Raw genomic sequence first — 25,393 nt, forward strand, 5'->3', positions numbered from 1 at the left:
TATATCCGCGCCTCCGGTGCCTCGTGCGCGCCGGGGGCGCAAAGTGCCTCAACCCCAGTGGCGGGGTAGCTCAGCTGGTTAGAGCGCAGGACTCATAATCCTGAGGTCGAGAGTTCAAGTCTCTCTCCCGCTACCACTTTCACCTAAGGCCTTATATCACTGAGACTTTAGCGCTTTTCGCTCTTGGACTGCCCCACAAACTGTCCCACAAGGGCGAGGAGTGAGGGTGCCGAGGTATCGTGTGATGAACCACTATCTGAAGCAGCGGGGCAAGGTCTGGTATCTCCGCATGAGGGTGCCTCTCGACGTGCGCGAGAAGGCGGGCAGAGAGTGGATCGAGGAGAGCTTACGCACCCGTGATGTCCAAGAGGCGCGTAGGAGACGGGATACCCGCAAAGCCGACCTAGAGCGGGAGTGGGAATTGATCCGCCGCGTCGGTGACCCTAGCGCACTAGAGAGCGCCCTAGCTGAGGCTGAGCTGGAGCGCCGGGCGGCTAGCCGAGGAGAGCTGGACCCAGCGGCACCCTCGGTGGGGGAACGGCTCTCGGAGGAACTCCACACCAAGGCGCAGGCATGGGGACGGCGTGAGGGACACGTTGACCCCTTCGGTGCGGGGATGGACCCGGAGGAGCTGCTAGAGCGTTTCACAGAGGAGACCAGAGATGGCGCACGCCTTCGTGACCAGCTGGAGGCGCTGAGGGGCAACATCCCGATCTCGCTAGCGGGAGAACGTTGGCTGGCCAAAGTGGACCTCACAGAAGGCACGAAGCGGGAGTATCGCCGGTTCTTCAAGACAGCGCAGGAACGCCTGCCGCCGTCAGCGCAGGTTACCCGGACGGATGCCCGCATGTTCACGCAATGGCTTGCCGAGGAGGGGGGAGCGGACGGCTCTGGTTTCTCACGCAAGACGGTGAACAACCACCTCTCCGCCCTCTCGCGCCTGTGGGGCCACATAGGGCTGGATAAGGCCATCTGGAAGGGTATCGACTTCGAACCCGCCAAAGCACCCGTAAAGCGGAATATCTGGACGCTGCAAGATACCATTCTCCTCCTCGACGCGGCTGAGGCACTACCGGGCAAGGCAGGGGACAGAATGCCACGCCTGATCCGAATTGCCCTACACACCGGCGCGCGAGCGAAGGAGATCGCCGGGATGGAGTATGACCCGGAGAATGACTGGCTTGTTATTCGCCGGGAGACCACAAAGACGGACGCAGGGGAGCGCGCATTGCCCTGTCCCGATGCAATCCGGGATGACGTCAAGGCTTGGGTGGCGGACCCGTGGAGCACCCAGAGCGTCACCAACAGGTTCTCAGAGCTGAAGCGGGGGCTGGGCTTCGAGGGCCGGAGCAAGGTGCTCCACAGCTTCAGGCACACCCTCGCCTCACGCCTGCATGAGCTAGGTGTGCAGGAGGCCACAGCGGCCCGAATTACCGGCCACAAGCACACTGGCATGACCTATGGGGTCTACGGGAACAAGACAGCCGTGGAGAGCCTCAGGGGCATCATCAACTCGCTGGACTGGGACGGGAGATTGAACGCGGAGAGGGAAACCACCGCCCGGCGAACCCAGAACATTCAGGGCGCCCCCTAGAAGCCCCGCAGAGGCCCGCCGAGAACGGGCCGGGCTATCCGCAAGCGCGTATCGTGAAGGCGCTCCTCGGGCCTTCTAGGGGGGCTGCCGAATGCCCTCTTGTCCGGTTGAAGCTGGAGGGTATCCACGCCGCCGTCGTTGCCACCCAAAGGCTCGTTGTGACCGGGCGGCGAAGGGCGAAAACCCAAAAGGTAGCGTAAACGGGGAGAGTTCTCCTCCTCCACCGGCAACAGCGCGCTTCAACGCGAGCCGGATACCTACCCTTCGTGGGGTATCAAGCGCCTGACGGGGCGCGACAGAGCGAGGCCCTCACTGGCAAGCCGGTGGGGGCTTTTGTCGTTCTGGAGGCATCACCACGGAGGGGATCACCAAACCCCACGAACGCGAGTTAGCGACATGAACGAACACGATATTTCCACCCCGCCGTCGTTGCCACCCAAGCTGGAGCCGGGCGTGCTGTTCTACCTGCCTCTGGAGTGGCTTCACGTTGACCCGGAGATCACCTGCCGATGGCAGGGCAAGACGGAGCCGGGACTGGTGAAGGTGATAGCCCAGGCATTTAAGAGCGGCGGCCATGTGGAGCCTGCAAAGGCGGCTTTGCTCAACGGGCGATGGACACTGATCGACGGGCTACACCGCTATGAGGCCTTCGTGCAGGCCACAGACCCTAAAACTATTGAGCGCAAACGTTTCCCCGTCATCTCGATGGGAGAGGCCCCCGATGCCGTGACCGCTCGATGGTGGGCCAGCCGGGTCAACTGGACGGCACACAAGAACCTGACGAAGGTAGAACGGCGTGAAGCCTTCCGGCGATATGTGCAGGCAAACCAGCACCGCAAAGGAGAGAAGCGCCGGGGGAACTTCAAGAGCTACCGGGAAATTGAAGCTGACCTGCCGGGTGCCAAGCGCTCCACACTTCACGATTGGATGCATCAGGACTTCCCCTCCATCGCCGCCGCCATGGCGGGGAACGATGAAGACTACGGAGGGAACGGCGGGCTTCGGGACTGGCAAGAGGTCAAGGCGGAGCGTCAGGCCGCGAAGCTCCGAGACCAGCTCATCGCACTAGGCGGAACCGAGGAGACGAAGGGCCATGCCATAGCGGCGGCCGAGGAGGCCTACTGGAAGCTGACGGGCAGGAAGCCTCGGGCAATACCGGAGACAGACGGATATGGCTTCTGAGAGACAACCTCTCCGCCTTGCTGGAAAGGGCTGGAGGCGAAAAACTGTCCGGATCGGACACTGTAGGTCAACGGCGCGGCCCGGTAGGCTAGCGCAGGTAGGCAGAGACGCGAGCCGACCCCAACACGAAGCAACGCGGGAAGGGGTCCGTTCATGGCGCAAAAATCTGTGAGGCCCTCTGATAGACAGGGACGGTCGCGATACCCCCCGGTGCCGCCCAGAGAGCCTCTCAGAACATCTCAGGGCGGACACCCCTAGGCCGCATCCTCCAGCGCCATCAAAGCGGCCTCGACGGGCAAGAGCCGCGTAGCGAGGGAAGCTAGCGCCTCCTCTGCCCCTGCCTTGATACCCTCCAGCATTTCCATCGCCGCGCCGATTGCGCCCGCCTCTGCCTCCAAGGCCGCTACAAGTGCGGCGGCCTCCGCTGTGTTGCCCTGTCCGGCCTCTGCCAGTCGATGCGCAGTCTCGATATGCGTCTGTGTCATGGTCATCCCCTTAGCTAACGATGGCGGAGGAGGAGTCTAGAGGGACAGAGGTTGCAGTCAACCCATTGTAATCATTGACCCAACGTCGGGTCTATCTCCAGCCCAGTAGTGGGCTAGCCTTTTTGTAACCCACACAACCTCCGTTGCAATTCGTTACAGACGGTGCTAGAAGGCCCCTCACAGTCAGCCATGAGGGAGGCCGGGGCCATGCTCCAGTTCGTCATCTACCGCCGCGTCTCGACTGAGGAGCAAGGCCGCTCCGGTCTGGGGCTAGAGGCGCAGGACAGGGACATAGCCCTGTTCCTAGAGAACTACGCAGAGACACCCTTCGAGATCATCGGGGAGTTCACGGACATCCTGACCGGCAAGGGAGATGCCCGGCCTCAGCTACAGGCCGCTCTGGACCTAGTGCGCAGCCGGGGGGCAACGCTCCTAGTGGCCAAGCTGGACCGCCTTAGCCGCAAGGTCTCGTTCATCGCCTCCATCATGGATGACAAGCGAGTGAACCTCCGGGTGGCCTCTATGCCGCACATGGACAGGTTCTCTGGCCACATCTACGCCGCGTTGGCGGAGCAAGAGCGGGAGTTCATCTCCCTGCGCACGAAGCAGGCCCTAGCAGCCGCAAAGGCGCGCGGGGTGAAGCTGGGGGGCGACAGGGGCAACATAGCTCAGATCAACGCGGCGAAGCGCGCCAAGGCCGATGCCTTCGCGGAGACGGTGGGGGGGATCGTAAAGCCTCTCAGGGAGCGCGGGGCGACCCTCCGGGAGATCGCTGAGGCCCTCAACGCCGCTGGGGTCCCGACGCGGGGCGGTGGGCGCTGGTATGCCAACACCGTGAGCCGCGTGGCGGCGAGGCTGGAGGCGGCGTGAGTGCGATAGACTGTCTTTTTCGATCAGCGCCGCCTTAGTGGACATGCGTGACGGCCTTGCCAACCTCGCCGACTGCCCCACAAACTGTCCCACAAGAAACCGGGGACGGTTCTTGGCGAGCCTTCTAAGTCTCTGATATGTATCGCATATGGGGTGAGGTGGTATCGGGGATGGCTGGTCTCTCTCCCGCTACCATTTTTTGGCGAAAAGTTTGTAGCCCCGGCCGGGCAGGCAGCCGGTTCAGGCCGCCGAAGTTTCGGGAAACGGATCATCTGCCTTTATGTCCAGAAATTCTGCCGTCTCGTCCCAGCTGGCAAAGGCGCGCGCATTGATCCCCATGTCCGAAAGCTGGCGTGTGGCATGGGCCGCGCGCAACACGGTGCCGGGCGCGTAGACATAGGCTATGCGGTCCAGCTTCGACAGCTGGGGCATGAGCGAGCTGAAAAACGCCGCATACTGGTCTGGTGTCAGGCTCGGCTCGGCTCCGCGATAATCAATCACCAGCGATCTGTAGGGAGCCCCTGAAAGCCGGTCGGCAAGCCGTTTGGCATTGCGCATGGAGGCTTCAAAATTGGTGCGTCCAAGCACGGCCGCATACCGGCAGCCCGGCGCGGCATCGCACGCGAAGATCGTGGGTTCACTCATATATCTGCCCGCCCGGCTGGATGTTGAATTCAGCAATTTCGGGCCAGTCTGGGCCACGAGCAAGAACAAATAATTATACAAGTGTATAAGTTTGGAAGAGATGCCGCCTGGGGGGTCCGCCCACGGCCGGATCAGGCTTTCAGATCAGGCGGGCGCTCCTGTGCGCTCAAGCGCCAGGCAAACCAGCTTCTGCTCCAGCCGCTCCTTGAAGCTCGAAGGGTTTGCCAGCCCCATGCGCTGCAGTGCCGTATCGAACCGGCTGGCCTCTGGCGCGCGGGTGAGGGCCGATACGATCAACTTCGCGCGCGCCTTCCAGCCTGTATTGCGCTGCGCCAGCCATTCCAGCGCTTCGCGCAGGGCCTGTTCGGTGTCTGTCAGATCGCTGCCGAAGGGAAATTTCACCAGCGTGCCGCTGGCGGTGGCCGGCTGCAGCTGCTCCTTGAGGCGCTCTGGCGTGTTCTGCCGGGCGGTCTCCGGCAGGGTATAGTCCTTCTCCAGTTTTCCGGCGGCCTTCGCTTCGTCCAGGAAGGCATCCTGAAAGCGTTTGTCGGCGATTTTGGCAAGGGCGATGGCGACATCACGGTCGGTGCGTCCGCGCAGGTCAGCCACGCCATACTCGGTGATGACGATATCGCGCAGATGGCGCGGCACGGTCACTTCGCCGCCCGTCCAGACAATGTTGGAGCGTGTCTCGCCGCCGGTCTGGCGTGTCGCACGCACCAGGATGACCGAGCGTGCACCCTCCAGCTCGTGTGCCATGGCGGAGAAATTATATTGCCCGCCGACACCGCTGACCACGCGCCCGTCGGCCAGCGTATCGGAGATCGCCGCGCCGCGCCCGTTGACCATCATGGCCGTGTTGATGAAGCGCGCGTGCTGGCGCTGCAGCCGGGCCAGTTCCTCATGGCCGTAAAGATCGTTGACGCGCGCCACAGATGTCATGTCGATGCGGGCGCGCTCAGTATCGCTCAGGCTACGCAGACGGTCATAGAGCTCGCCCGGACCGGCAAAGAAACCGCCATGCAGCGCGATGCCCTCGTCCTCACGCAAGCTCGCAGGGTCTGCCAGCAATGCCTCCTGGCGCGCGATATCGTCACTCACCCGCCGGCCCAACAGCCCGCTCTGGAACAGGTCCAGCAGGCCGAGCGTGAGCATTTCGCTGCAGCCGTAAAGCCCGTCCTCGAACGGCTCCAGACCGCCGCACTGGCGGGCCAGATCCATGTCGGAGCCCAATGTGCCGATCGCGCTGCGCCAGGCGGTGTTGTCGAGATGGCGCAGCTTCAGGGCTGCCGCCACGGCGTCGGAGAGTGCCCCGATGCCGGTCTGCAGGGTGCCGCCATCGCGCACGAGCGTGCTGGCATGCAGTCCGATGGACCAGGCGGGTAGGCCGACAGCCTCGCGCGGAATGGGAAAGAGGGTGTACTCGCCCGCATCATAAAGCGCGTCGAACCAGTCTTCGGGTATGTCTGCCCTTTGTCCCATGAAGGGCAGGGCGGCGTTAAGCTCGCCCAGAACCACTGCCGGCGCGCCTGCCTTGCGCCTTTCATGCAGGGCCGGGATCAGGTCCAGCGACAGATCGGGATTGCATGACAGGCTGATCCGGCCTTGCGGTCCGGGCGCGACCATCTGGGCGGCTACGTTGACGCCCGCGTTCAAAATGGCGCGGCCGGCATGGGTGTAATTGGCGCTGACATAGTCGCGCTGGGCCGATGCGTTGTTCAGCAAGCCGCCCGGCGGGAGGAAAAACTCCTTCACCCGCACATTGCCGGGCAGGGCATTGCGCCGCCGGTCGCGCGCATAGTCCAGATCGGGATAGCCGCCATAGAGGCGTTCACTGACCGGATCGAGCAGGCGCGCAGCCAGCGCGTTGGGCGCAGCCGGGCGCTCCAGCGTCAGGGCGGTGAAGATGGTCAGCTTGATGCCGGGATCTGCCTTGGCGCGTGCGTAGAAGGCGTTGGCGATATGGTTGGCTTTGCCAAGGCCCAACGGCAGGCCGAGCACGATGCGCTTGCCGACGCGCTCAATGGCGAGGTCTACACATGCTTCTGGTGTGGCGGGGCGGGGTGCTTGCTGCGGGGGCAGGATGAAAACTCCTCTTGGCGGCACATAAAAGGTTACGTGCAGGCGCGGCTAGCGTTCACATTTTTGCCCGCTAGCCTATCAGTATAGGCCGTGTTGGTATGGCCCGTCCTGCAGGACATGCTGGTCTGAGGAGGGAGCCTGGTCATGGCGAGAAATCCGTTCACATCGCATCCCGCTGAAGGCGGCGAGACCTATTTTCAGCACTTCAAATTTGCCAGCGCGGTTGGTGTTCAGCTGTTGCTTGCCGGGCTGGCAGCCCTTGTCCACGGCGTGCTTCCCTTCGTTTTCCGGACGACAGCCTCCCGCCTGCTGACCGGCGTCCATCGCCGTGTGGAGGCAAAGCGGGCGGCGATGCCGGACAGTCCGGCCGTCTAGCTGCCCTCCAGCGGCCAGAGCATCGGTACGAGTGTGACGGTGACCAGCATGACGATGATATTCAGTGGCAGGCCGAGCTTCACATAATCGGTAAAGCGATAATGCCCTGGTCCATAGACCAGCGTGTTGGTCTGATAGCCGATGGGTGTGGCGAAGGCCGCGCTGGCACCGATCATCACCACAATAACGAAGGGGCGCGGGTCCAGCCCAGCGGCCACCGCAAGGGCAATCGCCACGGGTGTCATCACGATGGCCACGGCGTTGTTGGTCACGGTTTCGGTGAGGAATGAGGTGGTGACGTAGACCAGGACCAGCAGCACAAGCGGCGAGGCCAGCGCCAATAGCGGCGCGGCCGCGCTGACGACCAGTTCGATAGCCCCGGTGCTCTGCAGTGACGCCCCGATAGCCAGCATGGCGACAATCAGCGCCAGAATGCGCCAGTCTATGCTGTCGAAGGCTTCTTCGGGATCAAGACACCCGGAAAACAGCACGACGGCCACGCCTATGACGGCGAGCCCGACAATCGGCATGATGTTGAGGGCGGCGAGCACGACCACGCCTACAAGCGTCGCAATGGCGATCGGTGCCCGTTCCCGGCGGAATGCCTGGTCCTCGGGCCGTGCCAGATCAACCAGTCCCAGCTCGCGCGACATGCGTTCGATATCTTCCGGCGAGCCTTCCAGTAGCACGCTGTCTCCGGGATTAAGCCGGATACGGCCGACATGTTCGCTGATCTCGCCGCCATGACGGTGCACGGCGACAACATAAACCCCGAAACGGCGGCGCAGGCGGTAGGATTTGAGCGGCGCGCCGGTAAGCCGGCTGCCCGGTCCCACTACCGCCTCAACCAGTACGGCGCGGCTTTCGCTTACGTCTTCAAGATCGTCGGAACCGACGCGTACTTCCCCGTCGCGGTGCAGGGAAAGCACCTCGCTCATGGGCGATTCAAGAACGAGCCGGTCGCCGGCCTGCAGCTCGATCTGGTCAATGTCGTGGCGCAGGGTCTGGGAGTTGCGCACCACGTCGAGAAGACGCAGATCGCGCAGTTTCAGGAACGGTACATCCTCCGGGTGGCGGCCAATAAGCGAAGACCCCTCGGGGATGCGGGCATCGGTGATGAAGCGGGACTCGCCCGCACCATCCAGCAGGGAGAAATCCTTGCGGTCGGGCAGTATGCGGGGTGCGACAACCGCCAGATAGATCATGCCGGTGGCCGCAACCGCCAGACCCACCGCGCTCATCTCGAAAATGCCGAAAGGCTCCAGGCCGGCCTGGCGGGCCGCGCCGTCCACGACGAGATTGGTCGAGGTGCCGATCAGCGTGCAGGTGCCGCCCATGATCGCGCAATAGGACAGCGGCATCAGCAGCTTGGAGGGCGCGAGGTTCAAATCGCGGGCGATCCCGGTGATTACCGGAATGAGGATCATCACCACGGGAATATTGTTCATGAAGGCGGATACGATGACCGTCAGCAGGAAGGTTGATCCGATGACGAGAAGCCTGCTTGATCCGGCCTTGCGCTGGATGAAGCGGCTTACCTCCAGAATGGCGCCTGTCCGCACCAGGGCTGCCGATATGACAAACATGCAGGCAATGGTCAGTGGCGCGGCATTGGCCAGCGCTCCCACCATGCTGGAGCTGTCCAGAAGACCGAGGACCAGAAACACGGCCACGGCACCGATGGCGACCATTTCGGGCGGGAAGCGTTCGGACGCGAACACCGCCAGCATCACGCCCAGCAGGGCGAGCGCCAGCCATCCCGCATTCGGGCCAAGCCATTCTATCATTGATGTGCTCCCATGCCAGGGACCGATTTATTCATTACGCGCTTGCAGTGTAAATGCCCTAGGCGCGCTGGCGGCGGATGAAACACGCCGAGCACTGCTGAAACCGCTTTCTGGATACCGAGGATGCCGTAAACAATCGCGTCCGGGGCGTGCTGGCAGCGCGGGGTGCTGAAGGCTTCTTCTGCGTGGCGGCATGCTATAGGCTGGAGAGTTCCAGCCATCAGGGGCTAAAGTCATGTTTGGTGGACGCAAGGCTGAGGAACGCCGGCGCGACGAGATCCGTCTGGCCAGGTCAGCGTGTGACAACGCGCTGGCGGCCCTGCGTGCCGATGATATTGCCAAGGCGCGCGCCGAGCTGGCGGTTGTCCCCAAGAAGATCGATTTTGCCGATGTTGGCTGGAAGGTGGAGCTGACCGCCTCCATGCTCGATCTGGCGGCTGGACGGCGCAAGCCGGCCATAACCCGCCTCACCATTATCTGCTCACGGCTCGACGAGACCGACCTGTCGCGCGATGACAAGGGCTATCTGCGCCTGTTTGCGCTCTATCGCGCCATCGAAGCGTCTAAGGACGGCAAGGCCCCGCAGGAATTGCGGGATCTGGTGGAGGATTTCCGCTTCGATCACACACTTGTTTCGCCCGAGCTGAAGGTCGGTTTCCCTCTGAAAAAGACCGAGGAAGCCGTTGCTGCGCCGCCGCCGATGGCGCGGCCGGCCAGCGCGGGCGCGGATGATCCCTTCGAGGGGTGAGATCAGTTATGGCTTCCGCGCAAGGCCGCCTCATTGAGGCTGTCCCAGCGGCGCGGGCTGGTAATCATGGCACGTACATAGGCCATGTTGGCGGCTGCCATTTCCGGTGTGGAATCGATCATGGCAATGCGCTCGGCCTCATCGAACCGACCCTGCAGGGCCAGTACGAGTGCAAGGTTCTGGCGCACCTGCGCAGAGGCCAGATCATTGTCCATGGCCCGGCGCAGGAGAGGTTCAGCCTGTTCCGGTTCACCGGCCAGGGCGTGTGACAGCGCCAGATTGGACAGGACTGAGGGCTCTTCCGGCGCCAGCCTCATTGCTTCCTGAAAGCGGGCGCGCGCTGCCGGAGTGCGCCCTGCCTGCTCCAGCGACACGCCCAGAGCGTTTATCACACGCCAATTGCCGGGATCGGCCTGCGCAGCGCGGGTAAGCGGCTCTATGGCCTGCTGGCCGCGGCCTTCGGCGGCCAGCGCCAGCCCGTAGGCCGCCAGCAGCGCAGAATCGTCGGGGAAGAGCGCGAGTGCCTGCCGGGCGACTTCAATGGCTCTCGGCGTGCTGCCCAGCAGGCGCAGAACGCGCGCCAGCTCGGTTGCCGCTTCGCGGTCGGCCGGGTTCATCTCGTAGGCTTCGGCCCAGAAGGCGGCCTGGGTGAGTAGGTCCTGATTGGCGATGGACTCGCGCTCGGCGCGGGTGGCCGGAACGATCGAGCGCGATTCCAGTTGGAGCGCGAGGGCCGCTTCCTGCGGGCTTGGCGGCGCTGCCGTCGTGGCGCATGCGCCAAGCGCCAGCGCGCCGGCGGCGGTGAAGGCTGCAGCGGACAAACGCATGGACATGATCTAACCCTGTTAACGCGGACGTGTATGGTCCCTATCTTTCTGCCGGGCCGGTCAAGAAGCCGTTAACGCTTCTCCGCCTCCGGCGTGCCTTCGTGAGTTATCTGGAGAGTTTGATGAGTTTTGCATTCACCGACGCCGCCCACATCGCCCGCACCGTTCATCTGACGGCGCGCGCTGATCTTGATTCGGTGTTGTCAGGTGTCGGGGAAGAGGCAGCGCGTCACGCCCGTGCTTCCGGGTTTTCCGGAAAGGCCGGAGAGCTGGTTGTCCTGCCGGGAGATGGCGATGCGCTCTACGGTGTGGGTGAGGCATTATCGCCGTTTGAAGCGGGCAGTGCGCCGCTGGCCTTGCCCGAGGGTGACTGGCGGGTGGGCGGTATGCCGGGAAGCTGGGACCCGACCGTGCTGGCGACCGCGCTGGGTCTTGGCAGCTACCAGTTCACGCGCTATCGCGCCGCGCCGCGCGAACCGGCGCGTTTCCAGCTGCCTGCTGGCGCTGATGAGGCGGAAGCCTTGCGCATTATTGCGGGCGTCACCGTATGCCGCGATCTCATCAACACGCCGGCAGGCGACATGCTGCCCAGCCATCTGGAAGAGGCGGCGCGCACCATCGCCGAGCCCTTTGGCGCGACGGTGACGAGTATTGTGGGCGATGACCTGCTCAAACAGAACTACCCGATGATCCACGCGGTCGGCCGGGCGTCCACAGATGCGCCGCGCCTGATCGAGCTGGTCTGGGGTGATCCCTCCCATCCGCGCATTGCGCTGGTGGGCAAGGGCGTGTGTTTTGATTCCGGCGGCCTCAACATCAAGGGCGGCAGCAATATGCTGCTGATGAAGAAGGATATGGGCGGCGCGGCCAACGTGCTCGGCCTTGCTGCGATGATAATGGATGCCGGGCTGCCGGTTTGCCTTCACGTGCTGGTGCCTGCCGTCGAAAATGCCATTTCCGGCAATGCTTTCCGGCCAGGCGATATCCTGCCATCACGAAAGGGCCTGACGGTCGAGATCGGCAATACCGACGCTGAAGGGCGGCTGGTGCTGGGCGATGCACTGACGCGCGCGTGCGAGGACAAGCCGGAGCTGGTGATCGATATGGCCACGCTGACCGGTGCGGCGCGTATCGCACTCGGCCCGGAGTTGGCGCCGGTTTACACCGATGACGACGCGCTTGCTGCAGACATTGAGACGGCGGCCCGCCAGGTGGATGACCCGGTCTGGCGCATGCCGCTCTGGAGCGGGTATGACAGCCAGATTGACGGTGAGATATCCGATCTTTCCAATACCGGTTCCGGTCCGATGGCGGGGTCCATCACCGCGGCCCTGTTCCTGCGCCGGTTTGTCGACACGAAAGCCTGGGTGCATCTCGATATTTATGGCTGGAACCCGAAATCGCGGCCGGGCCGCCCGCTGGGTGGTGAAATGCTGGCTGCACGCGCGCTCTACCAGGTTCTGAAAGTACGCTACGGGGTGAAACATGGCTGAAGATTTTCAGGTAACAGCGGGCGTTACCGCCATTCGCCGCGAACCGCGTGATGACGCGATGATGGACAGCCAGCTTCTCGCCGGCGAGGTGTTCAGCGTTGAGCAGGAAACGAATGGCTGGGCCAGAGGCGTGTCGCGCCATGACGGGTATCAGGGTTATGTCGACATGGCAGCGCTCGCTGCGCCGGTGCTGATTCCGACCCATCGGGTGAGCGCGGTGCGCACCTATGTGTTCTCAGAGCCGGACCTGAAATCGCCACCGCGCTTTCTGGTATCGCTCAATGCGAAGATTGCGGCAGGCCGCCGCGAGGGCAAGTTTACCGAGAGCCAGCGGCAGGGCTGGATTTTCACCGGGCATCTTACAGCGCTTGATGCCAGCGAGCCGGACTGGGTGGCCGTGGCCGAGCGGTTTTTGCATTCGCCCTATCTGTGGGGCGGCAAGGAAAGCCTGGGGTTGGACTGCTCCGGTCTGGTGCAGGTGAGCATGGAAGCGGCAGGCATCCGCATTCCGCGCGATAGCGGCGATCAGGAAAGCTGGGCGCGGGCGCGCTGGAGCGCCGTGCCGGCAACCGATTCGCTCGCCGGGCTCCAGCGGGGCGATCTGGTCTTCTGGCCGGGTCATGTCGGCATAATGACCGATGCGGTGCACCTGCTGCATGCCAATGCGTTCCATATGGCAACTGCGCTTGAACCGCTCAATCTTGCGGCAGCCCGGATTGCGCGTCATCACGCGCCGATGAGCGGCGTTTTCCGCGCTCCCAACGCCAGAAGCTAGGCGCTGCAGGCACGGCAAAGAAAAAGGGCGCTTCGATCGAAGCGCCCTTTTCCATGTCTGCAGTATGTGTGGCTTATTCGCCGTCTTCGAGAATTTCTTCGAGTTCCCCGGCGAGCTCCTCATCGGGCAGCACGTCGCCCGGCTGGGCCAGTTCGCCCATATCGTCGGCAGATTCTGCGGCCGTTGCAGGTGCGTCCGGGGTTTCGGTCGCAGCCACTTGCGGCTCTTCGCCCTCTTCCTCGATGGCCGGCTCTTCGGGAAGCGGCTCGGGGAAGGGAAGCCCGGAGCTGCCCATGGCGTGCATGTAGGCGATCAGGTTGATGCGGTCTTCCTGGCTGCGCAGGCCCGCGAAGGCCATCGACGTGCCCGGCACATAGCGGCGCGGCGATTCCAGATAGTCATACATGTTCTGGTAGAGCCATTGCGTGCCGTCAGCGCCGTATTCACGCATCGCGCTGGAATAGTTGAAGCCGGATACGCTGGCGACGGCGCGGCCAAGCACGCCCCACATGTTCGGGCCGGTACCGTTGGCACCGCCTTGCTCAAACGTGTGGCAGGCGACGCAGCGGCGTGCGACACGCTCGCCGGCATCGACGCTGGCGGTCGCCAGCAAGGCACCGAAATCAACCGGTCCGGATTCTTCCTCGGTCGCGCCGGCAGGCCCTTCGAGCAAAGCCGGGTCCACCGGGAAGCCCAGTGTTTCAGGCCCGCGCGCGTCGAAGGCGATGTCGCCAATCTCGCGCAAACCCATGACGATAAGCAGGATGGCCAGAACCGCGCCCGCTACCTTGTTCCAGAACAGATCGCCCATCGACGTCCTCTCGACCAGACATGACTGTAATTGCGCCGGTGTTTGGCATGCTCCGACGCCCTGTGCAACCGCTTGGAGCGATTACCCGGCCCGCAAATAGCAGGCAGGCACATCAAAATCCCTAACAGGACAGGTCCGGCATGCCCATGGGGCAGGTCGTCGCGCTTGCCCTAGCCACCCTTCAGCCAGGTCTCGATCAGAAGGCGTGACACCGAGTAATGCGGCGGCCCCCATCGCATCATCGGCCCTTCATAGAGTTCGCGCACTTCGTCGCGTGTGAACCAGCGTGCTTCCTCGATATCATCGGCTGCCACCGGCTCGCCCGGTTCGATCTCCGCCAGCAGGCCGATCATCAGCGTGGAGGGGAAGGGCCAGGGCTGGCTGGCGATATATCGCGACGAGACGACTTTCAGCCCGGTCTCCTCTGCCACCTCGCGCGCGCAAGCCTCCTCTATCGTCTCGCCCGGCTCCATGAAGCCGGCGAGGGTGGCGAACAGGCCCGGTGGCCAGGCGGGCTGGCGGCCCATGACGCAGCGGTCCCCGCTATAGGGCAGCATGATGACGGACGGGTCTGTGCGCGGGAAATGCTCGGTACCGCAGGCGGGGCAGACAAGCTTCGTGCCGCCTTCGGCCGGAGCGTTCTCAGCGCCGCAATTGGAGCAGTAATGCCTGCGTCCATGCCAGGTCAGTATGGCGCGCGCCCGGCCCAAAATCGCTGCCATATCCGGTTCGGCGACCATGGTGGCCCGGCGAAAATCCAGACCCGGAGCTACGGTGCCGGGCTGCACGCTGGCAGCAAACCACGGCATTTCCCCCTCCAGCCCCAGAAACACGAGACCGGGAGCGTCAAGTGGCAGGTCCACAGCCTGCGCCGGGTGCAGAACTTGCGGCTCGCCCTCTGGCGACAGCATGACATCGCCGCGCGTGAGCAGAACCGTTCTGGCCATGGGGTGACGCAGACAGGCGTCGATAAAGGCGGGATCGGTCCGCTGCGGCCCGGCATGGTTCAGCGGCGTTCGGGTAAAGGTCAGATGCATGAGCGATGGCCCCTTCCTGCCCGCGTATTGCGCCCTGATGCGGCGGGCGTTGCAAGGGGGGCAGGCTTTCGCACTTGCGAACATTGCCGCCAGATTACCGGAACATGGATAAACGTATGGAGTTGAGGCGCTTTTGCCCCAATTGCCTTGTTTACGCCTTAGTCCGTGTCCGGAAAGTCACAGCGGTGTATTGCACTGCGGCATTAACGGCTGACGGCATCTTGCGCAGCGGGAAGGGACGGCCCCATCTCTCGTCGCACGGGGCCCGGGGGTCCCAAAAAAGACGAAAGGTCGAAAGAAATGAAATCTCTCCTTATTGCCGCTTCCGCTATTGCTGTTCTCGCTGGCGCTGCTTCCGCTCAGGAAGGCCCGTTCCGCCTGGGCGTTGGCACCCAGCACATCGACACCGATGGCGCCACCTTTGACACGCTCGCCCTGCGTGCCAGCTATGACTTCAATCAGTACTTTGCTGTTGAAGGCGATCTGCTGATCGGGCTGGGTGACGAGAGCGTCACTGTCGGTGGCACCACGTTCAACTCGTCCATCGATTACGGTGTGGGCGTATACGGCGTGGCCCAATACCCGCTGACCGAGCAGTTCACCGTGTTTGCTCGCGGCGGCTACATCTATGCTGACGTGGAAGGCTCCATCGGCGGTCTGACAGTCACCACTGATGTCGACGGCTGGGCGTTCGGTGCTGGCGCGGAGTGGGCCTTTGCCGGCCCGAACGCGGTCCGCGTTGACTACACCCGCTATGACTTCGTGAACGGCAACGGCAATGCTGACGCGTTCGGCATTTCCTACGTGCGCCGCTTCTAGTCTGACGCTGTAAATCTCTCCCGCTCCGGCGGGTAAAAAAGCCCCCGCGGTCATTTCGCCGCGGGGGCTTTTTTCATGTCCGGCGATTGACGCGAATGAGAATGACTCGCAAGTTTGGCAAAAACCATGGAGAGAGTCGCGCCATGAAACGTGCCGTTTGCGAGATCATCAGCCATGACCGCCTGCGTGTCGACAGCCAGCGTGAGGGCGTGCCGGGCGGCGCCCTGGAACCGCGCGTACGCGACTGGCTGGCGACGCAGTCTGTCATAGTGGAAGACTGGCTGAACCAGCTGGTTGCAGCCAATGGCGATGAACGCCTGGTCGGAGTTTTGTGCCAGCACGCCGCCTTCCTGCGCGAGGCAGCGGGCGACTGACACCGCGCTTGCGAAACCCGTCCGCGATCCCGATACTAGGAGACAGGAAGGCCGGCGGCGGACGAGCCCCTCGCCAACCCGGTCAGGTCCGGAAGGAAGCAGCCGTAACGAGTTTCGGCTCGGGTCGCCGTCCGGTCTTCCGCCGCCTTCCAACTGATTTCGCCTGAAAGGCACGGGCGCGCCATGCGGGCGTGCTGGCCAGCCCGCCGCAAGAAGGGGTCTTGCCCGTCCATGGATGACCAGGATCCAGACAGCGGCGCGCTTGCGCTGAGTGAAGATGAGCCGGGGCCGGCCCTGCCGGGCTTTGAGCCGCCGCCTGCCAGCTCCGCCTATCAGGTTCTTGCCCGCAAATACCGCCCGCAACGCTTTTCCGATCTGATCGGGCAGGACGCCATGGTGCGTACGCTGTCCCATGCCTTCCAGTCGGGCCGCATCGCGCAAGCCTATATGCTGACCGGGGTGCGCGGGGTGGGCAAAACAACAACCGCGCGCCTTATCGCCCGCGCACTGAACTACGAATCGGACGAGCGCTCCGGCCCCAGCGTGGATATTGATCCGCCCGGCCGCCATTGCGATGCCATCGCCCGCTCGGCCCATGTCGACGTGCTGGAGATGGACGCGGCGTCGCGCACCGGCGTCGGCGATATCCGTGAAATCCTCGATGGTGTGCGCTATGCGCCGGTGTCGGCCCCTTACAAGGTCTACATTATCGACGAAGTTCACATGCTGTCGAACAATGCGTTCAATGCATTGCTCAAAACGCTTGAAGAGCCGCCGCCGCATGTGAAGTTCATCTTCGCGACGACCGAGATACGCAAAGTGCCGGTCACGGTCCTTAGCCGTTGTCAGCGCTTTGATCTGCGCCGCGTGCCGCGCGATGCGCTGAGTGCGCATCTGAAGAATATCTGCGATCAGGAAGGCGCCGAGGTTGAGGCTGACGGCCTTGACGCGATTGCCCGTGCCGCCGAAGGCTCTGTGCGCGACGCGCTCTCCCTGCTCGATCAGGCCATAGTTCAGGGCAGTGAGACCGGCCCGGTTCCGGCTTCGCAGGTGCGTGAAATGCTGGGCCTGGTGGACCGTTCGCGCGTGCTCGATCTGCTGGATGCCGCCCTGACAGGCAAGGGCGAAGCGGCGCTCTCCGAGCTGGAAAGCCAGTATGCAGCAGGCGCTGATCCGCAGGTGCTGATGCGGGACCTGCTGGATTACCTGCATGCCATGAACCGGGTGAAGGCGACAGGCGGCAAGGCAGACGTCGCCGAAGCGCCGGAGACCGCCGCGCGCCTGCGCGAGTTGGCCGATACACATTCGCTTGCGAGCCTCACCCGTCTATGGAAGACGGCGCTGTCCGGACTTGATGATGTGCGCTCCGCGCCCGATCCGATGGCGGCCGTAGAGATGAGCGTGATACGCCTGATGGCGGCTGCCAGCCTGCCGGGGCCGGAAGATGCGGCTCGCCTGATCGCGGCGCTGGAGGCGGGTGCGCCCCTGCCTGCCCAGACATCGCAGGCTGGCGCAGACAGCAATGCACCCTCCGCGCAGGCAGACACTCCAGATGGTCCTGAAGAGTCTGAGCCGGCCATCAGTTCCGATCCGTCGAGCCTTGAGGATGTACTGGCGCTGCTGGACCGCGAGCGCGAAGTGCTGCTGCGCGATCAGGTGGAGCGCTATGTGCGCCTTGTGTCCATCGGGCAGGGCAAGCTGGTGTTTGAAGCGGCAAAGGGTGCGCCGGACGATCTGGCCAGCCGCCTTGCCGGTTTCCTGCATGCCCAGACCGGCGCGCGCTGGCTGGTGGATAGTCAGGGCCGGGCACCGGGCGGAGAGACGATGCGCGAGCGCCGCCGCCGAGAGGCCGAGGCGCTTCGTGAGCAGGCATTGCGTGATCCGGCCATTGTCCGCGCGATGACGCTCTTTCCTGGCGCGGAACTGGAATCGGTTACAGCGGTTGAGCCAGATCCTTCTCCTACCCAGATGTCGGACGCAGAAACCCAGCGTCAGGAGCGCAAACCATGAAAGACCTCGCCGGCCTGATGAAGCAGGCCCAGGAAATGCAGAAGAAAATGGGCGAGGCGCAGGCCCGGCTGGACGCTGTGGAGGTGACCGGCGAGGCTGGTGCCGGTCTGGTGAAGATCACCACCACCGCCAAGGGCGAACCGCGTAAAGTGTCCATCGACCCGTCACTCATAGACCCGTCAGAGCCGGAAATCCTCGAAGACCTCATGCTGGCGGCGCTGTCCGATGCCAAGCGCAAGGCCGACGAGGCGCAGGCTAATGTGCTGCGCGATGCCGCAGGCGGGCTCGGCCTGCCGCCAGGCTTCGACATGCCGTTCGGGGTGAAGTCCTAAATTTTCTCTTGATGTCCGGAGATGATGTCGAGCACCAGCGGGCTGATATACAGCTTCGGGCGGTGAAGCTTGAGTTCGCGAACCAGATCCTTCTCGACCAACCAGCCCAGATTGTTCCTGACGGTCTGGTCAGACTGTCCGATACGGTGCGCGATCTGTGCAACGGACAGGACTGGGTTTGAAAGCAACAGGTCCATGATCTGCACAAGAACAGCTGAGCGACCTCGGCCTGCCATTATCTGCTGCCGGAAAAACTCACTGCAATTTATCAATTGCTTGGTTGTTGCAATCGCAGAGCGCGAAGATTCCTCCACGCCGTTCAGGAAGAATTTTATCCAAGAAATCCAACCGTTAGAGCTGCTAACTCCATACATCAGGTCGATGTAATCATCTTTATGGCGTTCAAAATACTCACTCATATACAAATATGGGCCATCAATAATGCCGGTTGCCTGCAGGTAAACCGGGATGAGTATGCGGCCAACGCGTCCATTGCCGTCCGGAAATGGGTGTATAGTTTCAAATTGATAGTGGATGAGCGCCGCATCAATAAGCTCAAGGCCGCGGCGGTGCGGCCGGTTAATGAATGTTTCGAGTTCACCTAACGCCTTGACGGCCTCGGCGGGCGGTGGAGGCACAAAGCGAGGGCTTTTCGGCGTACCTCCAATGAAGTTTTGATGCTTCTTGAGAAAGCCGGGTTCGACAGCCGCTCCTCTGGCCTTCTTTGTTACGTTCGACAGCAGAATTTTATGCAGCTCGGTTATCAACCTGCCGCAAACGGGAAGCTCCTGCATCAGCCTGTCTGCGTGTCGGAGCGCCTTCACATAATTGTGGACTTCAACCGTATCCTGCTGCGGGTCAGAGGGGCCGCCTGCGTCGAATACCAGCAGATCGGTAAAGGTCGTGAACGTCCCCTCCATGTTGGATGAGCTAACCGCCTCACGAAGCTGCATGGGGCGGATGACCAGCTCCGGGTTGGCCAAGGGGCTTATTGCGCCCTTCAGCTCACCGAGAGCCAGGGTGGCAGCCTGCAGGTCTGGAACCAGATCGGCGACATCAATTTCTGGAGGCAGGACATCAGGAACAAATGCCTGCAGTCCGTTGACCGTAGGCACCAGCGTACCGGGTGAATCCGCGCTAAAGTCAGCCAAACGCATTTTGATTCTCCGCCTTCAATCCAAAAAAGTGGCCCTATTTTTTGGATTCTGCAATCGGTATCAAAATTTGTTTGGTTTTGGCAGCGCGGAGCATCACCCCATGGCAGGCACGGCAGGCCCGGAAATCGAGAGGCTTATACAGCTTCTGGCCAAGCTGCCGGGGCTGGGGCCGCGTTCTGCGCGCCGGGCTGCGCTGCATCTGATGAAGAAGCGTGAGGCGCTGATGGAGCCTCTGGCCGCCGCCATGGCCGAGGCAGCCGAGAAAATCCGCCCCTGCAGTATTTGCGGCAATCTGGACGTATCAGACCCGTGCACGGTCTGCCGCGATCCCAAGCGGGGCGACAGCGTGATCTGCGTGGTCGAGACGGTGGGCGATCTGTGGGCGCTGGAGCGGGCAGGGGCGTTTGCCGGCAAATACCACGTGCTGGGCGGCGTTCTGTCTGCGCTGGATGGCGTGGGGCCCGATGATCTCAATCTTGCCAGCCTGATAGAACGCGCGGGCAATGGCTCGGTCAGCGAGGTGATACTGGCGCTCAACGCCACGGTGGATGGCCAGACGACGGCCCATGTCATCGCGGACAGGCTCGCCCATACCGGCGTATCGGTCACCTCGCTGGCGCGCGGCGTGCCGGTGGGCGGAGAGCTTGACTATCTTGATGATGGCACGCTGGCCGCCGCGTTCCGGTCACGGCGGCCAACGTAGCATTCAAGCCTATTCGGCCGGCACGAGCCGTAATACGCGGCCCTCATCGCTGTCAGTGGTGATGTAGAGGAAGCCGTCCGGGCCGGTGCGGACATCGCGGATACGCTCTTCCAGGTCTTCCAGAAGACGCTCCTGACCGATCACACGGTCACCATCGGTTTCCAGCCGGGCGACATGCATGCCGGCCAGCGCGCCGACGAACAGGTCGTTCTGCCAGTGCGGGAAGGCATCGCCGGTGTAGAAGGCTGCGCCCGAATTGGCGATGGATGGCGTCCAGTACCAGATGGGCTGCTCCAGGCCGTCACGCTCGCGTTCCTCGGTGATGATCGAGCCATCATAATTGATGCCGTAGGTAATCTCCGGCCAGCCATAATTGAGGCCACCCTCGAGGTGGATATTGACCTCGTCACCGCCGCGCGGCCCGTGCTCATGACTCCAGATCGTGCCGGTCTCGGGGTGCTGGACCAGGCCCTGGATGTTGCGGTGGCCATAGCTCCACACTTCAGGCGCACCGCCATTGCCATCGGCGAAGGGGTTATCTGCAGGAACCGAGCCATCATCATTGAGGCGGATCAGCGTGCCGATATGATTGGACGGCTCTTGTGCCTCGTCCATATGGTCGCCGCCATCACCCAGCGACAGCCAGAGATAACCGTCCCGGTCAAACAGGATCTTCCCGCCATGGTGGCGGTTGGTGGCGATGTCGAAATCGACGGCAAACAGTTCTTCCACATTCTCCAGAGCGGTCAGGTTATCGCTCAGCCGTGCGCGGATCAGCGCAGTGCGGTGCGCCTCGCGGGTGCCTTGGGCGTAAGAGATGTAGACGAGGCGGTTCTGCGCAAAGTCCGGGTGGGGAATGGCATCAAACAGTCCGCCCTGGCGATTGACCACCACGTCTTGCGGCATGCCGGTCACCGGTTCGGCGCGCAGATTGCCGTCCGCGTCAATGATGCGCAGGCCCTGCGAGCCGCCATCGCGTTCGGTGACCAGCATCTCGCCAGATGGCAGAAAGCCGATGGACCACGGGATGTTAAGCCCTTCGGCGACGGTCTCGATGCGGAAATTGGCCTGCTCGGTCTCGTAAACCTCCTGCGCGGCAAATGCGCCTGCGCTGACACTGACCAGAAGGCTGGCGGCAAGAGTGGTGCGGATCATTTCAACGTCTCCCCAGGTCGATTTTCGATAGCGTGCACACGCTCACATAGGGATGGCAACGCGTATGGCCAGCCAGGGTTGCCTTGCTGACATAGATGTGAACGGTCACAGATCGCCGGAGGGCAAGTGCGGCGCGCTGGTCTAGGCTGCGTTATCGATTCGCGCGTACGCCGGGAGGGCTTCCCATGGAGATGCTCAATATCGTCCTGATTGCCGGGGGCGGTGCCATTGCTGGCATGGTGCTGACCTGGCTGTTCATGCGCAGCGCCGGTGCCGGCGCGGCCGCCCTGCAGGAACGTCTCGCCGATACCGAGCGCCGTTTCGATGCAGAGCGTGTGCAGCGCCAGGCGGAGCTGGAGGGCGAGCGTGTGGCCCGGCGCGAGGCCGAGCAGGCCGCCGCTGCCCTTAAAGCGAGGATCGATACCGAGGCCGAGGCGGTGAAGCGCGAGCGCGAGAGCCTGACCCAGCTGTCAAACGCCGTGCAGGAAAAGTTCCAGCTGCTCGCAAACGAGGCGCTGGACAAATCCCAGAAAGCCTTCCTTGAGCGCGCTGCCGAGACCTTCAAGCTCAACCAGGAAAAGGCCGAAGGCAGTGTGAAGGAGCTGGTGACGCCGATCCGCGAGAAGCTCGACCAGTTCAAGGCGACGGTTGACCATATCGAGAAAGAGCGCGCGGCCCATCGCGGCGAGCTGGGCGAGCAGATCAACGCCCTGCGCCAGGGCCTCGCCGGTCAGCAGCAGGAGACCTCAAAGCTCGTCAATGCGCTGCAGCGCTCGTCCACGACGCGCGGCCAGTGGGGCGAGCGCACGGTGGAGAATGTGCTGGAGCTGGCCGGGCTCTCCAAGGGTATCGACTATGAAAGCCAGTATCAGGCGCGCGATAGTGAAGGCGCCTCGCTCAGGCCCGACTTTGTGGTGAAGCTGCCGGGCGGCGGGCGGTTCGTGATCGATTCCAAGGTGGCGCTGACGGCCTATCTCGATGCTGTCGAGGCGCCCGATGATGCCAGCCGCAAGCAGCATTTGCGCCGCCACGCCCAGCAGGTGCGAACCCATGTGCGCCAGCTGGCGAGCAAGGAGTATGCAAAGTCGGTCGAGGGCGCGATTGATTTTGTCGCGCTCTTCATCCCCGGCGAAAGCTTCTATTCAGCCGCGATGGAAGAAGAGCCGGGCCTGTTTGACGAGGCGATTGCGAGCGATGTCATCATCGTCACGCCCTCCACCCTGCTCGCACTGGCGAAGGCGGTCGCCTATGGCTGGCGCCAGCAGGCGCTGGAGGACAATGCCCGCAAAATCGCCGCGCTGGGCGCCGAGATACATGACCGGTTGCATACCTTCACCGACCATCTGGGTCGCGTGGGAACCGGGCTGAGGACCGCAACAGGCAATTACAACAGGGCGGTAGCCTCCCTGGAAGGCCGGGTTCTGGTGTCTGCCCGCAAGATGGCCGAGCTGAACGCCGCTGCTGGTGCCAAGGCCCTGGAAGCGCCCGGTCAGGTGGAGGAAGCGCCGCGGGCGCTGACCGGGCCGGACGATGGCGAGAGCGCGTAGAGCTTGAACGAAATCCCTTTGCCCATTAGGTCTAGGCCCATGGCTGTACACCCTATACTCACGGTTCCCGACCCCCGCCTGAAACTGGTTTCAAAGCCGGTGGAGCGGGTTGATGATGATTTGCGCACGCTGATGGATGACATGGTGGAGACCATGTACGAGGCCGACGGCATTGGCCTTGCCGCTATCCAGATCGGCGTCGACAAGCGCGTGATCGTCATGGACCTTTCGGAGACGCGCGATAGCCCGCGCTATTTCGTCAATCCGGTTGTCACGCCGCTGACCGAGGAAACAAAGCCTTATAGCGAGGGCTGCCTGTCGATTCCCGATGTTTACGATGAGGTGGAACGGCCAGCACGCGTCAGCGTTAAGTATCTCGACTATGATGGGAACGAACGCGAAGAGATCGCAGAGGATCTGTTCGCGGTGTGCATCCAGCACGAAATGGACCATCTCGAAGGGGTGCTCTTCATCGATTACCTCTCGCGCCTGAAACGCGACCGGGCGGTGAAAAAGGTCCAGAAGCTTGTAAAGTCGCGAATGGAGGCTGCCGAATGACCCTGTCCCGCTATGCCACTCTGGGGGGCTCAGTCGCGCTGGCTGCGCTGCTCGCCGCTTGTGACCCTGCCGATACGGTTCCAGACCCGCAGCCGGAGCCGGTACCGGCCCCGGAACAGATGCCGGAACCGGAAACGGACGCTGACGATGTGTCAGCTGACCTTGCCGGAGAAGCGGAACCGGTCATGGACGCTGCCGCCAACGGCACGGCCGATGCCGGGGTGGATGCCCAGCCGGAAGCGGTTATGGAAGCTGGCCTGATCGAAAGCCTGTCTGAGTATTGCGGTCAGGCGTTTGAAGGCGAGATCACCAGCCCGCCGGTGGAGCTGGACGAAGCCTTTGCCGGACGCCGCCTTGTCATGCATGTGCGTGAGTGCTTCGAGGACGAAGTGCGTGTGCCTTTCCATGTAGGCGATGACCATTCGCGCACCTGGCTCATCACGCGTCTCGATGATGGCCGTCTGCGCCTGAAGCACGATCACCGCCACGAAGATGGTTCCGAAGACACGCTGACCCAGTATGGCGGCGAGAGCATTGTCCCGCCGATCTCCGCGCGCGTGGAATTCCCGGCTGACCAGTTCTCCAAAGATCTGTTCGAGCGCGAGGGCATTCCGGTGTCCATGGACAATATCTGGATCATGGAAGTCACCGACACGAGTTTCGTTTACACGCTGACGCGCCCGAACCGTCTGTTCGAGGTGACGTTTGATCTGACCAATCCGGTCGATACGCCGCCCACGCCCTGGGGCTGGGAGGACGAGGACTAGGTCCTCATTTTGCCGATCTGAGTGCGGTAAAGGCGCGTCCCTTGAAGGGGCGCGCCTTTTTCGTTGTTGCGCCGGGCGCCTGTCAGGCGCTGCGCTGCTGGCCTGACAGGATGGCGCCAGCTGCCCGTGTCAGCCCGGCCCAGCGCCCTGCCGCGCTGGTTTCTGCTGCCGCAATATGGTCGATACGGCTGTGCATCCGCCTGCCCAGATCACGCACGCGGTTACCGCACAGCGTGAGGGTTGCCATGGCCAGCTTGGTTGCGGCTTCACGCATGCGTTCTTCGAAATGGGGCGCACGCGCCAGCCCGCTGTAAAGGGCGGAACGGTGATTGGTGAAGTATTTCTTGTAGTCCTCGTGGCCGGTGCCCATCTCGTAGCGTGTCAGGCCAAACTCTTCCATCCGCGACAGGAGCAGGTAGACCAGAAGGTGACCTGGCGAATACGCCGACATTTCGGGGTCATAGGCCGCAAGCCAGGGGTGGAAGGTGCCATGACCTTCCGGGCCATATTCTGCCGCGATCAGCCGGCCACCTGCCCGCAGGGTGTAGAGCCGTCCGCGTACAGCGCCTTCCCGTCGGGAGAACAGGGCGTGCATCAGTCTGGTCGTCCAGCGCGGGGCCAGCACGTCATGGCGGCCGGTCTGGCGGTATTGCAGGCGTTTCCAGCCTATCAGCTCGTCAAGGGTTGCCGGATCGCTCGACACAGCAAGCTGTACCTCGCCATGCTCGGTTTCCAGCTTGCGCAGGCGGCGGCGGAAATCCTTGAAGCGTTTCGGGTGCTCGGCCTGCAGTTCGGCGATGAGGGCATTGGCAGTGGACCGCCTTACCGCTGCGCGCGAGGGGCCGACCGGCTCCAGCCCGGCAGCCGGTGGCTTGTCAGGCGTGAAGAGGGCAGCAAAGCGGGCGCGCGACAGGCCGGCCAGGGCCAGCAATTCCTCGTCACGCGCTTCCACGTCCGGCCGGCGCAAAATGGCATGAATGTCGGAGAAGGCAGAGCCGATGGGCCGGGCAAAGCCGCCGGGCCGGCGATGGTAGGCGAACACGGCCGCCAGCCCTTTCGCGTCGCGGAAAAGCGCGATTTCCACATCATTACGGGTGGCCGAAACGGCTTGTGCAAATTCGGGATGCAGCAGGGGCGAGGCGAGGCCGGTGGCCAGCGCCATTGCCGTCCACGCATGCTGATCCTGCGCGGTCAGGGCGACAGTCTTGATTGTCTCACAGCGCAACATGACATGGCCTCCACGTTCAGTTCGGGCTGAGA

25 protein-coding genes, 1 tRNA gene and 1 other RNA gene are annotated in these 25,393 nt (G+C 63.1%); 17 read left to right on the plus strand and 10 right to left on the minus strand.

The features are described from left to right. The first annotated feature begins 59 nt into the window (after nucleotides 1–59). The 3 genes from AB6B38_RS00470 to AB6B38_RS00480 all read left to right on the plus strand — a co-directional run bounded on the left by AB6B38_RS00470 (nucleotide 60) and on the right by AB6B38_RS00480 (nucleotide 2,776). Nucleotides 60–136: transfer RNA gene (locus tag AB6B38_RS00470), tRNA-Met, on the plus strand. A gap of 108 nt (nucleotides 137–244) precedes the next feature. After that, nucleotides 245–1,594 (plus strand): DUF6538 domain-containing protein, encoded by a 1,350-nt coding sequence (locus AB6B38_RS00475; protein ID WP_371393664.1) that lies wholly within the window; start codon nucleotides 245–247, stop codon nucleotides 1,592–1,594. A 396-nt stretch (nucleotides 1,595–1,990) separates the two neighbouring features. Next, nucleotides 1,991–2,776, plus strand: coding sequence for a hypothetical protein (locus AB6B38_RS00480; protein ID WP_371393665.1), 786 nt, complete (start codon nucleotides 1,991–1,993; stop codon nucleotides 2,774–2,776). Nucleotides 2,777–3,030: 254 nt separating this feature from the next. On the opposite strand, the gene AB6B38_RS00485 is transcribed toward AB6B38_RS00480, so the two are convergent. Further along, a complete protein-coding gene (locus tag AB6B38_RS00485) occupies nucleotides 3,031–3,261 on the minus strand; it encodes a hypothetical protein (RefSeq protein ID WP_371393666.1) in 231 nt (76 codons plus the stop codon). A 207-nt stretch (nucleotides 3,262–3,468) separates the two neighbouring features. On the opposite strand from AB6B38_RS00485, the gene AB6B38_RS00490 reads away from it, so the two are divergent. Beyond that, the gene (locus AB6B38_RS00490; protein WP_371393667.1) at nucleotides 3,469–4,131 is read left to right on the plus strand and encodes a recombinase family protein; all 663 of its coding nucleotides are present in this window, start codon (nucleotides 3,469–3,471) and stop codon (nucleotides 4,129–4,131) included. 240 nt (nucleotides 4,132–4,371) lie between these two features. Here the strand turns inward: AB6B38_RS00490 and AB6B38_RS00495 are convergent, their stop codons facing one another. Next, on the minus strand, nucleotides 4,372–4,776 hold the full coding sequence (locus tag AB6B38_RS00495) for a hypothetical protein (RefSeq protein ID WP_371393668.1): 405 nt from the start codon (nucleotides 4,774–4,776) through the stop codon (nucleotides 4,372–4,374). Between the two features lie 144 nt (nucleotides 4,777–4,920). Next, nucleotides 4,921–6,777, minus strand: a complete 1,857-nt coding sequence (locus AB6B38_RS00500) for an acetyl-CoA hydrolase/transferase C-terminal domain-containing protein (protein WP_371393669.1) — start codon at nucleotides 6,775–6,777, stop codon at nucleotides 4,921–4,923. Between the two features lie 225 nt (nucleotides 6,778–7,002). Here AB6B38_RS00500 and AB6B38_RS00505 point away from each other — a divergent pair, with 225 nt between their 5' ends. Further along, nucleotides 7,003–7,233 carry a DUF6356 family protein gene (locus tag AB6B38_RS00505; protein ID WP_371393671.1) on the plus strand — a complete coding sequence of 77 codons (231 nt, stop codon included), beginning with the start codon at nucleotides 7,003–7,005 and terminating at the stop codon, nucleotides 7,231–7,233. Here AB6B38_RS00505 and AB6B38_RS00510 read toward each other — a convergent pair. After that, entirely contained in the window at nucleotides 7,230–9,020 is a 1,791-nt protein-coding gene (locus AB6B38_RS00510) for an SLC13 family permease (protein ID WP_371393673.1), read from the minus strand. The genes AB6B38_RS00505 and AB6B38_RS00510 overlap by 4 nt on opposite strands. A gap of 235 nt (nucleotides 9,021–9,255) precedes the next feature. On the opposite strand from AB6B38_RS00510, the gene AB6B38_RS00515 reads away from it, so the two are divergent. After that, nucleotides 9,256–9,768 carry a hypothetical protein gene (locus AB6B38_RS00515; RefSeq protein ID WP_371393675.1) on the plus strand — a complete coding sequence of 171 codons (513 nt, stop codon included), beginning with the start codon at nucleotides 9,256–9,258 and terminating at the stop codon, nucleotides 9,766–9,768. Between the two features lie 2 nt (nucleotides 9,769–9,770). Here AB6B38_RS00515 and AB6B38_RS00520 read toward each other — a convergent pair whose 3' ends face one another. Continuing rightward, on the minus strand, nucleotides 9,771–10,595 hold the full coding sequence (locus tag AB6B38_RS00520; RefSeq protein ID WP_371393677.1) for a tetratricopeptide repeat protein: 825 nt from the start codon (nucleotides 10,593–10,595) through the stop codon (nucleotides 9,771–9,773). 122 nt (nucleotides 10,596–10,717) lie between these two features. Here AB6B38_RS00520 and AB6B38_RS00525 point away from each other — a divergent pair, with 122 nt between their 5' ends. Both AB6B38_RS00525 and AB6B38_RS00530 read left to right on the plus strand, forming a co-directional pair. Then, nucleotides 10,718–12,088 (plus strand): M17 family metallopeptidase, encoded by a 1,371-nt coding sequence (locus tag AB6B38_RS00525; RefSeq protein ID WP_371393679.1) that lies wholly within the window; start codon nucleotides 10,718–10,720, stop codon nucleotides 12,086–12,088. Next, nucleotides 12,081–12,863, plus strand: coding sequence for a C40 family peptidase (locus tag AB6B38_RS00530; protein ID WP_371393680.1), 783 nt, complete (start codon nucleotides 12,081–12,083; stop codon nucleotides 12,861–12,863). The genes AB6B38_RS00525 and AB6B38_RS00530 overlap by 8 nt, the downstream gene beginning before the upstream one ends. Nucleotides 12,864–12,936: 73 nt before the next feature. Here AB6B38_RS00530 and AB6B38_RS00535 read toward each other — a convergent pair whose 3' ends face one another. Together AB6B38_RS00535 and nudC are read right to left on the minus strand one after the other, a co-directional pair. Beyond that, a complete protein-coding gene (locus tag AB6B38_RS00535; RefSeq protein ID WP_371393682.1) occupies nucleotides 12,937–13,674 on the minus strand; it encodes a cytochrome c family protein in 738 nt (245 codons plus the stop codon). A gap of 170 nt (nucleotides 13,675–13,844) precedes the next feature. After that, nucleotides 13,845–14,711, minus strand: a complete 867-nt coding sequence (nudC, locus tag AB6B38_RS00540) for an NAD(+) diphosphatase (RefSeq protein ID WP_371393683.1) — start codon at nucleotides 14,709–14,711, stop codon at nucleotides 13,845–13,847. A 300-nt stretch (nucleotides 14,712–15,011) separates the two neighbouring features. Between nudC and AB6B38_RS00545 the strand changes: the two genes are divergently transcribed. The 5 genes from AB6B38_RS00545 to AB6B38_RS00565 all read left to right on the plus strand — a co-directional run bounded on the left by AB6B38_RS00545 (nucleotide 15,012) and on the right by AB6B38_RS00565 (nucleotide 18,246). Next, entirely contained in the window at nucleotides 15,012–15,530 is a 519-nt protein-coding gene (locus AB6B38_RS00545) for a porin family protein (RefSeq protein WP_371393684.1), read from the plus strand. A 143-nt stretch (nucleotides 15,531–15,673) separates the two neighbouring features. Further along, nucleotides 15,674–15,904 carry a hypothetical protein gene (locus tag AB6B38_RS00550; protein WP_371393685.1) on the plus strand — a complete coding sequence of 77 codons (231 nt, stop codon included), beginning with the start codon at nucleotides 15,674–15,676 and terminating at the stop codon, nucleotides 15,902–15,904. 45 nt (nucleotides 15,905–15,949) lie between these two features. Then, nucleotides 15,950–16,048: signal recognition particle sRNA small type (gene ffs / locus AB6B38_RS00555), an RNA gene on the plus strand. Between the two features lie 87 nt (nucleotides 16,049–16,135). After that, a complete protein-coding gene (locus tag AB6B38_RS00560) occupies nucleotides 16,136–17,914 on the plus strand; it encodes a DNA polymerase III subunit gamma/tau (protein ID WP_371393686.1) in 1,779 nt (592 codons plus the stop codon). Then, a complete protein-coding gene (locus AB6B38_RS00565; protein WP_371393687.1) occupies nucleotides 17,911–18,246 on the plus strand; it encodes a YbaB/EbfC family nucleoid-associated protein in 336 nt (111 codons plus the stop codon). The genes AB6B38_RS00560 and AB6B38_RS00565 overlap by 4 nt, the downstream gene beginning before the upstream one ends. Here AB6B38_RS00565 and AB6B38_RS00570 read toward each other — a convergent pair. Next, complete coding sequence (locus tag AB6B38_RS00570; RefSeq protein ID WP_371393688.1) at nucleotides 18,243–19,403, minus strand: Fic family protein; 1,161 nt, start codon at nucleotides 19,401–19,403, stop codon at nucleotides 18,243–18,245. The genes AB6B38_RS00565 and AB6B38_RS00570 overlap by 4 nt on opposite strands. 100 nt (nucleotides 19,404–19,503) lie before the next feature. Here AB6B38_RS00570 and recR point away from each other — a divergent pair, with 100 nt between their 5' ends. After that, on the plus strand, nucleotides 19,504–20,106 hold the full coding sequence (gene recR / locus AB6B38_RS00575; protein ID WP_371393689.1) for a recombination mediator RecR: 603 nt from the start codon (nucleotides 19,504–19,506) through the stop codon (nucleotides 20,104–20,106). A gap of 9 nt (nucleotides 20,107–20,115) precedes the next feature. On the opposite strand, the gene AB6B38_RS00580 is transcribed toward recR, so the two are convergent. Beyond that, nucleotides 20,116–21,261, minus strand: coding sequence for a PQQ-dependent sugar dehydrogenase (locus AB6B38_RS00580; RefSeq protein WP_371393690.1), 1,146 nt, complete (start codon nucleotides 21,259–21,261; stop codon nucleotides 20,116–20,118). 185 nt (nucleotides 21,262–21,446) lie between these two features. Here AB6B38_RS00580 and rmuC point away from each other — a divergent pair, with 185 nt between their 5' ends. From rmuC to AB6B38_RS00595, 3 genes are read left to right on the plus strand one after another with little or no spacing between them, the layout of a single operon-like run. Continuing rightward, nucleotides 21,447–22,808 carry a DNA recombination protein RmuC gene (gene rmuC / locus AB6B38_RS00585; RefSeq protein WP_371393691.1) on the plus strand — a complete coding sequence of 454 codons (1,362 nt, stop codon included), beginning with the start codon at nucleotides 21,447–21,449 and terminating at the stop codon, nucleotides 22,806–22,808. Nucleotides 22,809–22,847: 39 nt separating this feature from the next. Next, on the plus strand, nucleotides 22,848–23,366 hold the full coding sequence (def, locus tag AB6B38_RS00590; protein WP_371393692.1) for a peptide deformylase: 519 nt from the start codon (nucleotides 22,848–22,850) through the stop codon (nucleotides 23,364–23,366). Beyond that, nucleotides 23,363–24,133 carry a hypothetical protein gene (locus AB6B38_RS00595; RefSeq protein ID WP_371393693.1) on the plus strand — a complete coding sequence of 257 codons (771 nt, stop codon included), beginning with the start codon at nucleotides 23,363–23,365 and terminating at the stop codon, nucleotides 24,131–24,133. Before def ends, AB6B38_RS00595 begins: the two co-directional genes overlap by 4 nt. An 82-nt stretch (nucleotides 24,134–24,215) precedes the next feature. On the opposite strand, the gene AB6B38_RS00600 is transcribed toward AB6B38_RS00595, so the two are convergent. Further along, nucleotides 24,216–25,361, minus strand: a complete 1,146-nt coding sequence (locus AB6B38_RS00600; protein WP_371393694.1) for a GNAT family N-acetyltransferase — start codon at nucleotides 25,359–25,361, stop codon at nucleotides 24,216–24,218. Nucleotides 25,362–25,393: the final 32 nt, after the last annotated feature.

The organism is Glycocaulis abyssi (assembly GCF_041429775.1).
Lineage (GTDB): Bacteria > Pseudomonadota > Alphaproteobacteria > Caulobacterales > Maricaulaceae > Glycocaulis > Glycocaulis abyssi.